This is a genomic window from Desulfobacter vibrioformis DSM 8776 (assembly GCF_000745975.1).
In the GTDB taxonomy this organism is placed as follows: domain Bacteria; phylum Desulfobacterota; class Desulfobacteria; order Desulfobacterales; family Desulfobacteraceae; genus Desulfobacter; species Desulfobacter vibrioformis.
The window spans coordinates 53,582-67,173 of sequence record NZ_JQKJ01000011.1 but is presented as its reverse complement, the minus strand read 5'-3'; the positions used below and the strand labels follow the sequence as shown (position 1 = coordinate 67,173).

The window sequence follows — 13,592 nt, the reverse complement described above, 5'->3', positions numbered from 1 at the left end:
CTTTAGTTTCATTGTTCGTTGTGGGCTTGCGGCCCATGGGGGTTATAGGAAGTTAAAGGAAAAACCCGGCAACAAACAGCATATTTGAAATAACAAATACCGAGATAGCACCTATTTTCCAGCGCTTATACTGTTTGTCCAATGCGTCTTGTTCCGTGGTTGACGGTTTGGCTGTCTGCATGGTAAGCAATTCAATATCAACAGATTCCTGGGGAATGGGTCTTTTTCGTACATACATAAAATAGTATAATACGCAAATTATATCAAAACCGATGTTAAACGGTAGCGCATAGCGATCAAGGGCAAGAATCATCAGTCCCAGGTAAACGACAATACTGATAATCGCACCTATTTTGCCGGCAGGGACTTTGTATGGGCGCTCCAGATTGGGTTCTTTTTTCTGCAGCATCAGATATGAAATATAACCGATTATATAACAGGTCATCTGGCAAAATGCGCACATTGCCGCAATAACGGCAATGGACCCTGTTGCGATGAGGGCGATGGCAATCAGGCCGACAACAATAACAGAGACATACGGACTTTTATATTTAGGATGAAGCTGGCCGAATATGCGGGGCATGGACCCGTCGTTGGCCATAACATACATGTAACGGGCAGGGCCGGTTACACAGGGGTTCATGGTGGAAAAGTCGCCCCCGAAAGTAATGCCCAGACAAAGGATGACAAGGGGAATCCCAACGATACCGGCCGCTTCCATGGCAACGGCAAAAGGCGCATCTGTGGTTGCCAAAATTCCCAGGCTTGCCGCCGGAGTTAACCCGATAAGAAACCACTGGAACAGTGCGTTTACCCCGAATACAATAAAGGGAGAGAGACACAGGGCCCGGGGAATGGTTATCTGGGGATATTTAACTTCCGCACCCATGCCCACAACCGTTTCAAATCCGGCAAAACACCACCATATCATCAAAATACTTTTTGCCAGTGCCGTAATATTTGCCGGGATCCCGGAGAGCACGGGAGAGAAACTGGTAAAATCCATATTTCTGATCACCATGGCAAACCAGACAAGAGATGCACCCCAGAAGAAAAACATAAAAGCATTTTGCCACTTGCCGGCAATTTCAATGCCCCGGTAATTAATATAGACAAAAAAGGCCATGAGTATGGTCGCGATAATCCTGGGATCAATGGAGCAGTCGATGTGAAGCGCCTTGAGCAACCACATGAAATAGTTGGCAAATGCCAGGGCCTCGGAGCCGCCGATACCAATCTGGGCAATGGTATAATTCCAGCTGCAGAATATGGCAGTAGGATAGTTTATGGCTCGTTTTGCATAGGCATAGGTTCCACCGGCAAGTGGCAATGCCGCTCCAAGCTCGCCATAAATGGCAGCAGGCCATAGCACAAGAAGAAAGGCAATAATGGTGGCAATGATCACCGAACTGCCCATTACACCGACCTGGGCGGAACCCACGGTGAATAAACCCACTCCGACCACCGCACCGGTGGTAATTGTAATACATTCAGGCAACCCCAATGCCCGGGTAAGCACCTTTTCATTCCTTTTCGAATCAGCCATAGCCTCAACCTCCTGTGTTAAAAGACAATTTAATGACATCTGCATATTTTAAATAAATACGAATAAATAAATACTCGCAGGTTCACTTGTTTTTAATGCCTGTATTTAATTTAATTGCCCTACATCATCCAATATAAAAAAGCAACATAAAACAAATAAAAACAACAATAAAACAAACTATATTTCTTTATTTCTTGCTTTATTACCAACAATGATACATATATATCCGATCAAGCAACAAAATATATGAGGTTTTTTATGACACCTTCAGGGCCCAAAAATATTTTTGACGTTATAATTATCGGCGGCGGGGTTGTCGGCTGCGGCATTATGCGCAAGCTTACGCTGCAAGGCTACAAGGCATTATTGCTGGAACGCGGGGGCGATATTTTATCCGGCGCAAGCAAGGCAAACAGCGCCATTCTTCATACCGGTTTTGATGCACCTGAAGCCAGTCTGGAACACGCTTGCATGCAGGACGGCTATAAGGAGTTCTTATCCATCAGGGAAAAACTGGGTCTCCCTTTAATAAAAACCGCTGCCCATGTGGTGGCCTGGACCCGGGAGGAGCTGGACAAACTGCCCGGTATTGTGGCCAAAGCCCACAAGAATAAGGTATTGGATGTAAGGCAGATATCCCGGGAAGAACTGCTTTTGCATGAGCCCAATTTAAGTGATAAGGCACTGGGTGCCGTGCATGTACCTGGTGAATTTGTCATTGATCCATGGAGCAGCCCCCTGGCATACCTTAGCCAGGCGGTTGCCCATGGAGCGGAATACCGCTTTCACAGCCAGGTGACAGGCGGTTTCTTTTCCAACGGCCTGTGGACCCTGCAGACCCCATCGGGCATTTATAAAGCAAAACTGGTCATTAACAGTGCAGGGCTTTATGGCGACATTGTCGAACGTATTTGCGCCAAACCGCCGTTTACCATACACCCCCGCAAAGGACAATTTGTGGTGCTTGATAAAAAAGCCAATCAACTTGTAAATTCAATCATATTGCCTGTTCCCAGCAGCATTACCAAAGGGGTGCTGGTGTGCAGGACCATCTTTGGAAACCTTATTGTCGGGCCTACGGCTGAGGAGCAAGACGACCGAGACAGGGCCATGGTGGACAATGAAGTACTCAATGACCTGCTTGCAAAGGGCAAAAAACTGGTCCCTGCCCTGGACCGGTATGAAATAACAGCCACCTATGCAGGCCTGCGCACGGCAACGGAACACAAAGGCTACCAGATATTTCCAACCCCTGGGAAAAACTGGATCGGCGTAAACGGTATTCGGTCCACCGGGCTTACCGCTTCCCTGGGGATCGCCAATTACGTGCATACCCTCATTGAGGATCATTTTAAAACCAATCTGTTTGCACATGTTACTCCGGTGGCCAAAGAGGATATTATTTGGCCTGTCATGCCCAATTTATACGAGGATGCACCCCGGGATTACCAACAGCCGGGAAGCGGTGAAATATTTTGCCATTGTGAAATGGTTACCAAACGTGAAGTAGAAGCGGTTTTTTCGTCACTGGTTGTTCCCCAGGACATTGGCGGCATCCGCCGGAGAACACGTGCCATGATGGGGCGCTGTAACGGTTTTAACTGCATGCAGCGCATGCAGCAAATTACCAGAGGCCGCATTGCAAACGGTTTTCATAACGACAAGGAAAAAAAATAGCCATGAAACAATACGATGTCATCATCATCGGTTCCGGCCCTGCCGGGCTTGGTATTGCCCACTCCCTGGAAGCTGCAGGCGTGTCATACCGTATACTGGAACGTGAAAATTACTGGGGTGGTATTCCGCTCACCTGCGGCCATCGCAGCTTTGGAATCAATGTATATAAATACCCGATGACGGCAAAAGCCTTTATCAAAAAAATTTCAAAAAAGGTCTCTGCCTCCAATATTCAGACCAATACCACCGCATTAAAGGTAACTCCCAAAGGAGAGGTCAGCGTACGCACTCCGGAAGGCCTGTCCACCATGAATGCACGAAAAGTGGTGCTGGCCACAGGGTGCAGGGAGTCAACCCGCCATGGTCTGCTCACCTCAGGCCTTCGTCCGCTGGAAGTGATGACCACCGGTGCCCTGCAACGTATTTGCAACCAAAACAAAACCCTTCCTTTTGGCCGCACTATTATTGTGGGCACGGAAATAGTAAGTTTCTCCGCCCTTGCCACCCTGCTGGGAAAGGGCGGCAAAGTGGTTGCCATGCTTGAACAAGAACAGGAGATTGCCACCTACCGTCCCCTTTCCCTGTATACCCTGGCACGCCGAATTCCAGTACACTGCAGCACCCGCATCACCGCCATTCAAGGGATAGATCATGTTGAAGGCATCACCGTCCGGCAAACCACACGACATGGAGAAGCAAAACGGTTTATCCCCTGTGACAGCGTGGTCTTCTCCGGCAGGTTCACAGCAGAAAACACCCTTGCCTATGCCAGCAATTTAGAACCCTTCATGCAGAACAACCGGCTTGTTGTGGACCAGTACGGACAATCTGATTTGCCTGCTATCATGGCCTGCGGCAATGTCCTGCACCCGGGGGATCCCGGTGACTACTCTTTTGTGGAGGGGTGCAAGCTTGGCAAAAAGCTTGCCGTGGAACTGCGCACACCGGTTGCGGCTTCACAGTTGATACCTGTAATCTGCCCCAAAGAATTTACCAGTGATATTCAGTGCGTAAGAATACCTGCCAATGCCGGTTCAATAAAGGCAGATATTAACCTGCATGCACAAAAACGCTTGTGCGGAACCATTTCATTGGCGGTAAACAACAAGATAGTACAGGAGAAGAAAGGCTCTTTTCTGCCCCGGTACAGAATTGCCTTTAAAGGGGTAAACCTGGCACCGGGCAAAACAGACACCTGTATGGAAATATTTTACGCACCAAGGCACGTCACCACGCCATAATTCCGGATTACCTTTCAATATTCAGTTTATTTTTGCAGATAAATGCGTTACATTTTTTTGTTCAGAAAAGCAAATATTTTATCCTATGGATCCCATGCATGAAAAAAACTGATCGTCTTACCCACATTAAACAGGAAATTCAAAAAAAAGGGCGGGTCTCGGTGCCTGATCTTTCATCCGCCCTTGAAGTTACCCAAGAGACCATCCGGCGGGATCTTGTGGAATTGGAACAGGACAATGTACTGCGCAGGGTGCATGGCGGTGCTGTAAGCCTGCGGCATAAAACAGAGCCAAGCTTCCCGGAGCGGTTTGAATCCCAGGTACAGGAAAAAGAATATATTGCCCAGCAGGCAATTAAATTTATCACCCCTGGAATGCGCTTATTCATTGATTGCGGTTCCACCACCCTGGCCCTGGCAGGCAAGCTTCCCACCGTGGATGACATTACCATCTACACCAACTCCCCGCTTTTGGCGGATATTGCCTCGGCCGACAACCCCACCCATAAAACATATATTCTTGGGGGCCGCTACATGCCGTTGCAGCGGGAATGCTTAGGAGAGATCACCATTGAACTCATTTCCCGAACTTTTGTGGATATGACCATTGTGGGGGTGGCTGCCATTGACATGAAACATGCATTTATGGACACCAACCTTGAAGAAGCAGAGGTGGCCCGCGCCATGCTTAAAAATGGCAGATGCCGTATGATTTTAAGTGATGAAACCAAATTCCACCATTGCGGAGCGGTACAGATAGCATCGTTTCATGAAATAGACTATCTGATCTCTTCCGGGAAAAAGGACGAACAGCTTAAAACAATATGCCGACAGTCGGGCACGATATATTTATAAGATATAAATAAGGTAATGTATGAACAGATTAACACTACTCGCTCTACTCATGCTTGTCAGCAGCGCAGTCCTCTTTTCAGGGTGTGTGGTTCCGGCTGACAGCTACTATTCTGATCCCTATTACCAATCCAATGTGACGGTCGTGCCAGCCTTGCCTTACACGGTAATCCTGTACGAACAGCCGTACTACAACTACCACGGCTATTACTATTTCTATAACAGTCAACGGTGGTACTATAGCAGAACCAAAGGCGGAAACTGGATCGCGTTGCCTCGTACGCACTGGCCATCGGACACCAGATGGAAGGGGCGCCATTTCCATAATGATCACCGCGATCATAAATACGATGGGCACGATCAGCCTCCGTCAAAGGATCCAAAATATCGCCCCCCCAAGGCGGCCCCCCGCGGGAATGACAAACACCGGCAAAAAAAAGATCCTCACCCCAGGGACCCACGGTATAATAACAAGTACCAACAAAAAAAGGATTCACGCTACAAAGCCCCGCGTAGAGAGGGGTCTCGGCAATTACAAAAGGACCCAGTTCAAAAAGACAAACGGCGTGATGAAATGGACCAACGCAGACAGTCTCCAGGAAAACGGGCCATGGATCCACGTCACCCTGGTCACAACAAAATGAAGCAGGAACAGGATAATCGCAATCAGCGCAAGACGCATCCTCCCCAGAACAAAAAACACCAGGACGGTAAAACACGCACTGAAGAGGAAACAAGATCCAGTGAACCTGAATTTAAGCGTCGTTGATAAGCGCTTCATGGTTTTAATTGGAATTATCTTATTTATTGCATTGGGCCTTACCCGGACCGCTTGGCAGTCATCCTTAGTATCCTGACCTCAATCACGGCGGTTTCAGCCAGATCCTCCGCCCCAAATTCAAAGGTGCGGGAGCTGTACTGGGCCATAATACAGTTCAGGCCGTTAATCTTCTCTTCCTGATCAACAAGAATACGTGCCGTTCCTTCACCAATGATGCTGGTATAACAAGCCCCCCAGTTGCAGGCAGATGCGTGTTTATTGATCTTTTCAAGTCTATCAAACTCAAAGCAGACCCGGGCGTTGGCAGCCAGGATATCAAGTTTTCGTCCCTTATCTGCCCCATGAAAATATAAAAAAGGCGGAGCATATCCGAAATGCAAAGGCACCACATAGGGTTGCCCGTTGTCTGACAGGCCTAAACGGCAGACTTTGGCCTGTTTTATGATGCCCTCAACCTGATCCTGATCGGTTATCTGCTTTTCTTTTCTACGCACAGCACCTCCTGCTTTAACCGCATAAATTCCTGTTCATCCGCCCCTGCTGCCCCCAAAGGACGGCTGGCGCTGTCATGGCAGTCAGAACCGCCGGTGACAAGCAGATTATATTTCTGCGCCCAGGCCAGAAGCAGTGCCCTATGTTCCGGTGCATGGCCCGGATAATGGACTTCAAGGCCTTTGACACCGGCGTCCAGAACCTCGGGCAGCAGACGCACCACGGTTTCCAGGGGCGGCAGCACCTCCTTGTAATGCCCTTCCCCGGGAAACGAACCGGCAGCCGGGTGGGCCAGTACTGCGACCACAGGTTCAGTGTTTAAAAACCCCCTCACCTGCTCAAGGTCCACTCCCGAAGGCAGATAGGCAGGACTGTCATTGCCGATGATCCGGGTAATGGTATCTTTGTCCGAAATACCCAGTTTCTCGGCCAGGGCCAGGGCAAAATGACGGCGGGAGGCATTGGCCGAATATGCGGCAATGTCTTCAAAGGCAAGATCCCTTGATAATAAAGGGAATTTTCCGGAAGAACCGAAGACTTCGTTGATCTTCTCAATTCTTGCCCGGACCAGACTCTGGCCCCGTCCTGCAGCCAGCAGGGTTTTAAATCGCGTGATAAACCCTGAATCTTTTAACAGCGCGCTTGAAAAATAGGTCAGCAGGTGCAGGGTGCCCGTGAAAAATGCCCGGTTAAAGCGCACGGAGATCTCAACTCCCGGAAAGACCTCTATACCCTGTCTTTTCCCTGCATCCAGTGCAGATTCAAGTCCGTCCAGGGTATCATGATCGGTCACCCCCAGAACCTTGATCCCCATGCCCGCAGCCCGGGCCACCAGGTCACCGGGGGAAAAATCCCCGTCAGATGCAGTGGTGTGGTTATGAAGATCTGCAAATATATGTGTCATAAACTGCCTCCCGACATTATTGTTTCTTTACTCAATGCCATGGTTTTATCATAATTTATTCCTCCCGTGCATATTTTCTTTTTTTCACCAAATTGTAATATTTTATTTAATTTTCCCGGATTAAATGGTAGACACAAGCCTTTGAACCTTGACAATCCATAAACATTATTTGGACTTAAATTATTACCTATGGACCCTTTAAATACCCTTGGAAAAATCAGTACTCCCACCCAGGCCCAAAATCTATTTGAATTAAAACTTGACAGCACACAATCAGCCAAGATGGCCAGGATCAAGCACCCGGAGGTACGGATCCGTATCGCCAACGCCATTGCGCTTTGCAGGCCGTCAAAAGTATTTATTAATACCGGATCAGATGAAGACAAGGATGCCATCCGGAAAATTGCCCTTGAAAGGGGCGAGGAACGCCCCCTTGCCATGGCAGGGCACACCATCCATTTTGACCTGGCCGGTGAACAGGGAAGGATTGTGGACCGCACCTACTACATCGCCGAACCCCAGGACCTGGTATCCAGCCTTGCCAACCGCATGCCCCCCGAAAAAGCCGCGCAGGAAATTGAAAACAACATGTCAGGCATCATGGAAAACCTGACCATGATCGTTGGATTTTACATGAGAGGGCCTGTGGGGTCCCCTGTAGCCAACCCTGCCTTGGAGATTACATCCTCTGCCTATATATCCCACAGCGCAGAGCTGCTTTACCGAAACGCCTTTGATGATTTCGACCGCGAAGTTACGCAAAAAGGATATTTTTTCACCAATGTACACTCCGAAGGCCTGAACCGCACCGAGGACCTTCCCCAGGCCCGGGTGTTCATGGACCGGAAATATCAGACCACCTATGCCTGGAAATGCACCTATGCCGGAAATACCCTGCTGCTTAAAAAGGGCAATCACAGGTTTGCCGTGGACAAGGCCGTATACCAGGAGCGGGGCAGGGAGTTGTCCGAACATATGTTTATTACGGGCATCGGCGGACCCGGTGGCCGGACTACCTGGTGTGCAGGCGCGGCCCCTTCCGGATGCGGAAAAACCACCACGGCCATGGCCGGAAATGTATTTATAGGCGATGACCTGGCCCAGATGTGGATTTCCCAAGACGGCAGCATCCGCACCATTAATCCGGAAAACGGGATATTCGGGATTGTGGAGGGTCTGAACATTGAAGGGGATCCGTTGTTGATGAAAGTACTGCGGCAACCCGGCCACGAAGTGATCTGGTCAAATGTCCTTATTGACGAAAATCTCAAACCCCACTGGGTTGGCAATATGGAACCTGCCCCGGAAAAGGGAATCAACTTCCAGGGTGAATGGCACCAGGGCAAAACCAATGACAAGGCCGAGTCCATCCCCATATCCCATCCCAATTCCAGGTGCACCATGGCCTCGGAAAACCTGGACAACTACTCGCCTGAAGCAGCCAATCCCGAAGGGGTGGTGACACGGATATTCACCTATTCAGGCAGGGACGCGGACACCATGCCGCCGGTGTGGGTCGCAAAGACCCCGGATGCCGGCGTTGTCATCGGTGCCTGTATTGTATCTGCGACCACATCCACAGAAGTCGGGGTCACAGGCATTAAACGTGCCCCCTGGGCCAACGCCCCCTTTATCCCCGGCGCCCTGGGCGATTACATGGATGCCCAGTTCAAATTCTTCAACAACCCGGCCATCAGGGAGCCTTTTAGGCCGGTGATGGCAGGCCTGAACTATTTTCTGACCCACCGGGCCAGGGGCGGCCATTCAGACAAGCTTCTCGGAGAAAAACGGGATGTCAAAGTATGGCTGGCCTGGCTGGAAAGATATGCCCATAACGAAGTCGGACATCTGTCCACCCCCATCGGCAACCTGCCCTGCTACAATGATCTGGCCGGACTGTTCGGGCAAATCATTGACAAGGACTATCCCAGATCCCTTTATGATATGCAGTTTGCCCTGTACACGGAAAAAATCATCCAGCGCATTGAACTTCAGGAAAAAGCATATGCAAAGGAAGAAAACCTTCCGGAAAAACTGTTTGAAATCCTGGCAGCACAAAAATCGGCACTCCTGGATCTGAAGAAAAAAATTGGGGATGTCATCACTCCGGATTATTTTGAAACCCTTATTTGATACTGGCCCGACAGTTTTTTATAAAACAATATCCATGCAATTTACAGCCGGAGCATAGAAATTAAATCAATTATGTATTATTCCATAACGGGTTTCTACTTGATTTTAGGCAAAGTGATCAATAAGATGACCTGTTATGAAATTTATTAAGGATGTTTGCCCTCAATGCCATAAAATTGAGATGATTCCAAACTCAAATACGGAGGATAATAATGGCAAGAATAGTGCATCGTGAGGAATTGGCCCAGGGAACCATTATCCTCAACGAAATAGAAGCTCCTCGTATATCCAAAAAGGCCAGACCCGGCCAGTTTGTCATTCTTCAGGCAGACGAGACCGGCGAACGCGTCCCGCTGACCATGGCGGACACGGATCCTGAAAAAGGCACCATTACCATCATTTACATGGTCGTCGGCAAATCCACGGCCCGGTTCAAAGATTTGAAGGTCGGCGAAGAATATTTTGCACTCATCGGTCCTTTGGGTGCGCCCACCCATATTGACAAGATAGGCAAGGTTGTCTGCGTGGGCGGCGGCACCGGCATTGCCGTACTGCACCCCATTGCACGGGCCCTGAAGGCTGCCGGCAATGAGGTCACAGCGATTCTGGGTTCCAGGACTTACGACCTGCTCATTCTGGAAGAAAAAATGCGGAAAGCCTCCGATCACCTGTATATCTGCACGGATGACGGCTCCAAGGGCCATCACGGATTTGTTACGGAGGTACTCAAAGAGACCATTGAAAAAGAGGACATTGCCCTGGTTGTGGCCATCGGCCCCATTCCCATGATGAAATTCTGCAGCCTGATCACCAAGGAAAAAGGCGTCAAGACCATGGTCAGCCTGAACCCCATCATGGTGGACGGCACGGGAATGTGCGGCGGATGCCGGGTATCTGTGGGCGGAAAGACAAAGTTTGCCTGCGTGGACGGCCCTGAATTTGACGGCCACCAGGTTGATTTTGATGGACTTGCCAAACGGCTTGCATCCTATACCCAAGTTGAGAAACAGTCCATGGATGCTTACAACAAATGCAAGTGTAATGCAAATTAACGCGCCCGTTTCTTGGGATATATATGGAGGAATAAATGGTTGGTAAAAAAGAACCAATTGATCGGGTAGTGATGCCGGAACAGGATCCGGATGTCAGGCGCAGAAATTTTTTGGAAGTTCCCTTGGGCCTTACCGAAGAGATGGCAATCACCGAAGCCAAACGCTGCCTGCAATGCAAAAAACCCGCCTGCATGGATGGATGCCCGGTTTCCGTATCCATTCCTGCGTTTATCAAATGCATCGCTGATGGTGATTTTTCCGCGGCAGCCAAAAAACTTTGGGAACGTAATGCCCTTCCCGCTGTCTGCGGCAGGGTCTGTCCCCAGGAAGAACAGTGTGAAGGCAAATGCCTGCTCGGCAAAAGAGAACAACCCGTTGCCATTGGTTATCTTGAACGCTTTGCTGCGGACTGGGAACGCAAACACGGTATTGGTGAAGCACCTGTTGTGGCTAAAAAAACCGGCAAAAAAGTAGCGGTTATCGGTTCCGGTCCCTCCGGCCTGACCGTTGCGGGTGACCTTTTAACCAAGGGCCATGATGTCACCATCTTTGAAGCATTTCACAAACCCGGCGGGGTTCTGGTGTACGGAATTCCTGAATTCCGTCTGCCCAAGGAAATTGTTGCATCGGAAGTGGCCACCCTTGAAAAAATGGGAGCAAAGATTGAATGCAACTGTGTCATCGGTGCCACCATCACCGTTGACGAACTGTTTGACGAAGGCTATGACGCAGTATATATCGGCGTGGGTGCAGGGCTTCCTAAATTCATGAACCTGCCCGGCGAAAACCTCATTGGTATTTATTCTGCCAATGAATACCTGACCCGGACCAATCTGATGAAAGGGTATCTGTTCCCGAAATACGACACCCCCATTGCCCGGGGTAAAAATGTCGTGATTATAGGAGCCGGTAACGTGGCCATGGACTCTGCCAGAACAGCCATGCGTTTAGGTGCAGACTCTGTCAAGGTTGTTTACAGGCGCTCCAGGGAAGAGATGCCCGCAAGAAACGAAGAGTTGCACCATGCAGAAGAGGAAAAAATCGAATTTGTCCTGCTGACCAATCCCATCCGGTTCTTAGGTGATGAAAATGGAAGGTTAACCGGTATTGAATGTCTGAAAATGGAACTGGGCGAACCTGATGCTTCCGGCCGCCGCCGGCCCATGGCTATTGAAGACAGCGAGTTTAAAATAGACTGTGATCTGGTTGTCGTGGCTTTGGGATCCAACGCAAACCCGCTGCTCACCAATACGACCCCGGATCTGGCTTTGAATAAATGGGGTAATATTATTGCAGATTCCAGCAACGGCAAAACATCCAAAAGAGGCGTCTGGGCCGGCGGCGACATCGTTACAGGCGCGGCCACGGTTATCCTTGCCATGGGTGCAGGCCGTTCTGCAGCCAACTCCATCCATGCTTATCTGACCCTTGGCTGGTAAGCTCTAAATAATATAAAAATCAAAGGCGCGCCCGGATACGCGTATCCGGCCTGCCTTTTGTGTTTCGGATCTATGGAAACCCTGCTGGGGAAACCCTGCTGCTATTCAGGGCTGATAAATACCTTATGGTCCACCAGGGACAGGGAATGAATCTTTCCTTTTATAAATTTTTGTTCACCGAAAATGGACACCAGGCGGATACCCTCTTCTTCGGGTTCCACCTTGTCCACAGCCTCCAGAAAAAGAGACTCCTGTCCACTCTTGTCCACGAGATATGCATTGGCTTCACACATAATATGCGCTCCTGATCTTTGATCTTTTTACGTCCACGGGTCTTTTCCGTTTTTTTTTAACCTGCGGAAACAACCCCAATAGATGATATACTAATTATTGGTTTTTAATTAAACCCAAAACTCTTTGCTAGGGCAGCGGGAAATGGACATCTAACAATTCATCCACCAGCAGGGGCAAAGGCGAACCCACCATCCCGACAATGGCAATATTCTCCTGGGTCAGGGGCAAAAGTACCTTTTTTGCCGGGGAACAGGACACGGCTTCGGCCATCTGGGGGGTCACCTCTCCCATCATGGCATGAGGCATGATAATTCCCACAGTACCGATAATCATATCAGCACCCTTAACCGTCTGCACAATGGCGTTGGTGCCCGAAGCACCCTTATTGGCACGGGCTTTAAGCATCTGGGCAGTGGCAATGGCGTTGGTGCCAAGGGCAATCACCTCAACGGACTCTTCAAACCGCTCCTTGATCCGCTTGATTATGGTTGATCCGATACCGCCACCCTGACCATCGATAACACACACTTTTTTCATGTTGTTTCCTGTTAAATTACGAGGCAGACTTGCTCCCAGACCGCTTTGGCTATATTTTCCACAGACTCATTTCCGTCAATTACAGCCACGCGCTCCTGATGCTTCAAACGATGAAAAGCTGCCAAATAATTTGCCCGTACCTGCTTCATGATATCTATTTTTTCATAGATTTCAAGGTGTTTTCTGGTGGTTTGAAGCCGCTTTAGGCAGATTTGGGGGTCCACATCAATAAACAGGGTGATATCCGGTTTTAAAATATCGGCATTGAGTCGATTGGCCTGGATCACCCACTCCATATCCATATACTGGCTGTGATAGGCATAGGAAGAAAAATAATACCTGTCACACACCACAATTGTACCGTTATCCACCATGTGCCGGATACCGGTTTCAGGGTTTATCAAATGCTCGGTGCGGTCCGCGGCAAAAAGGCTTGCAATGGTTCGCTGGTCCGCTGAAAGACTGCCGGACAGCATCCGGCGGATCAGCCGGCCCACAGGACCGTCGGTGGGCTCGCATGTGGCCGAAACCGGGGTACCGGCTGACGCCAGGCGCTTGTAAAGCAGTTCTGCCTGTGTGGTTTTACCTGCCCCGTCAATGCCTTCAAACACAACGAACCGGCCTTGATTCTCTTTTTCCAAACTG

General features: G+C 49.5%; 13 protein-coding genes. 7 read left to right on the top strand and 6 right to left on the bottom strand.

The window, feature by feature from the left end; genetic code table 11:
- Nucleotides 1–52 precede the first annotated feature (52 nt).
- Nucleotides 53–1,546 carry an APC family permease gene (locus tag Q366_RS08430; protein WP_035238024.1) on the bottom strand — a complete coding sequence of 498 codons (1,494 nt, stop codon included), beginning with the start codon at nt 1,544–1,546 and terminating at the stop codon, nt 53–55.
- A gap of 258 nt (nt 1,547–1,804) precedes the next feature.
- Here Q366_RS08430 and Q366_RS08425 point away from each other — a divergent pair, with 258 nt between their 5' ends.
- From Q366_RS08425 to Q366_RS21265, 4 genes are all read left to right on the top strand, one after another.
- Nucleotides 1,805–3,223, top strand: a complete 1,419-nt coding sequence (locus Q366_RS08425) for an NAD(P)/FAD-dependent oxidoreductase (protein WP_035238189.1) — start codon at nt 1,805–1,807, stop codon at nt 3,221–3,223.
- 2 nt (nt 3,224–3,225) lie between these two features.
- Nucleotides 3,226–4,464 (top strand): NAD(P)/FAD-dependent oxidoreductase, encoded by a 1,239-nt coding sequence (locus Q366_RS08420; protein ID WP_035238022.1) that lies wholly within the window; start codon nt 3,226–3,228, stop codon nt 4,462–4,464.
- Nucleotides 4,465–4,562: 98 nt separating this feature from the next.
- Complete coding sequence (locus tag Q366_RS08415; RefSeq protein WP_051957919.1) at nt 4,563–5,318, top strand: DeoR/GlpR family DNA-binding transcription regulator; 756 nt, start codon at nt 4,563–4,565, stop codon at nt 5,316–5,318.
- Between the two features lie 19 nt (nt 5,319–5,337).
- A complete protein-coding gene (locus Q366_RS21265) occupies nt 5,338–6,084 on the top strand; it encodes a hypothetical protein (protein ID WP_156968143.1) in 747 nt (248 codons plus the stop codon).
- Between the two features lie 50 nt (nt 6,085–6,134).
- On the opposite strand, the gene Q366_RS08405 is transcribed toward Q366_RS21265, so the two are convergent.
- Both Q366_RS08405 and Q366_RS08400 read right to left on the bottom strand, forming a co-directional pair.
- Nucleotides 6,135–6,590, bottom strand: coding sequence for a pyridoxamine 5'-phosphate oxidase family protein (locus tag Q366_RS08405; protein ID WP_035238018.1), 456 nt, complete (start codon nt 6,588–6,590; stop codon nt 6,135–6,137).
- Entirely contained in the window at nt 6,566–7,492 is a 927-nt protein-coding gene (locus Q366_RS08400) for a PHP domain-containing protein (RefSeq protein WP_035238016.1), read from the bottom strand. The genes Q366_RS08405 and Q366_RS08400 overlap by 25 nt, the downstream gene beginning before the upstream one ends.
- A 189-nt stretch (nt 7,493–7,681) precedes the next feature.
- On the opposite strand from Q366_RS08400, the gene Q366_RS08395 reads away from it, so the two are divergent.
- The 3 genes from Q366_RS08395 (at nt 7,682) to gltA (ending at nt 12,116) form a co-directional block, all read left to right on the top strand.
- The gene (locus tag Q366_RS08395; RefSeq protein ID WP_035238014.1) at nt 7,682–9,625 is read left to right on the top strand and encodes a phosphoenolpyruvate carboxykinase (GTP); all 1,944 of its coding nucleotides are present in this window, start codon (nt 7,682–7,684) and stop codon (nt 9,623–9,625) included.
- Between the two features lie 212 nt (nt 9,626–9,837).
- On the top strand, nt 9,838–10,677 hold the full coding sequence (locus Q366_RS08390; RefSeq protein ID WP_035238013.1) for a sulfide/dihydroorotate dehydrogenase-like FAD/NAD-binding protein: 840 nt from the start codon (nt 9,838–9,840) through the stop codon (nt 10,675–10,677).
- A 35-nt stretch (nt 10,678–10,712) separates the two neighbouring features.
- Nucleotides 10,713–12,116, top strand: coding sequence for an NADPH-dependent glutamate synthase (gltA, locus tag Q366_RS08385; protein ID WP_035238011.1), 1,404 nt, complete (start codon nt 10,713–10,715; stop codon nt 12,114–12,116).
- Nucleotides 12,117–12,217: 101 nt separating this feature from the next.
- Here gltA and Q366_RS08380 read toward each other — a convergent pair whose 3' ends face one another.
- From Q366_RS08380 to tmk, 3 genes are all read right to left on the bottom strand, one after another.
- Nucleotides 12,218–12,409, bottom strand: coding sequence for a CooT family nickel-binding protein (locus Q366_RS08380; RefSeq protein ID WP_035238009.1), 192 nt, complete (start codon nt 12,407–12,409; stop codon nt 12,218–12,220).
- A 127-nt stretch (nt 12,410–12,536) separates the two neighbouring features.
- Nucleotides 12,537–12,947, bottom strand: a complete 411-nt coding sequence (locus Q366_RS08375) for a DUF3842 family protein (RefSeq protein WP_035238007.1) — start codon at nt 12,945–12,947, stop codon at nt 12,537–12,539.
- Nucleotides 12,948–12,958: 11 nt separating this feature from the next.
- A complete protein-coding gene (gene tmk / locus Q366_RS08370) occupies nt 12,959–13,588 on the bottom strand; it encodes a dTMP kinase (RefSeq protein ID WP_035238005.1) in 630 nt (209 codons plus the stop codon).
- Nucleotides 13,589–13,592 lie beyond the last annotated feature (4 nt).

Coding starts and splice junctions, on each gene's coding strand:
- Q366_RS08430 (WP_035238024.1), bottom strand. CDS start 1,546: ATGGCTGATTCGAAAAGGAATGAAAAGGTGCTTACCCGGGCATTGGGG.
- Q366_RS08390 (WP_035238013.1), top strand. CDS start 9,838: ATGGCAAGAATAGTGCATCGTGAGGAATTGGCCCAGGGAACCATTATC.
- Q366_RS08400 (WP_035238016.1), bottom strand. CDS start 7,492: ATGACACATATATTTGCAGATCTTCATAACCACACCACTGCATCTGAC.
- gltA (WP_035238011.1), top strand. CDS start 10,713: ATGGTTGGTAAAAAAGAACCAATTGATCGGGTAGTGATGCCGGAACAG.
- Q366_RS08415 (WP_051957919.1), top strand. CDS start 4,563: ATGAAAAAAACTGATCGTCTTACCCACATTAAACAGGAAATTCAAAAA.
- Q366_RS08380 (WP_035238009.1), bottom strand. CDS start 12,409: ATGTGTGAAGCCAATGCATATCTCGTGGACAAGAGTGGACAGGAGTCT.
- Q366_RS08425 (WP_035238189.1), top strand. CDS start 1,805: ATGACACCTTCAGGGCCCAAAAATATTTTTGACGTTATAATTATCGGC.
- Q366_RS08395 (WP_035238014.1), top strand. CDS start 7,682: ATGGACCCTTTAAATACCCTTGGAAAAATCAGTACTCCCACCCAGGCC.
- Q366_RS08420 (WP_035238022.1), top strand. CDS start 3,226: ATGAAACAATACGATGTCATCATCATCGGTTCCGGCCCTGCCGGGCTT.
- Q366_RS21265 (WP_156968143.1), top strand. CDS start 5,338: ATGAACAGATTAACACTACTCGCTCTACTCATGCTTGTCAGCAGCGCA.
- Q366_RS08375 (WP_035238007.1), bottom strand. CDS start 12,947: ATGAAAAAAGTGTGTGTTATCGATGGTCAGGGTGGCGGTATCGGATCA.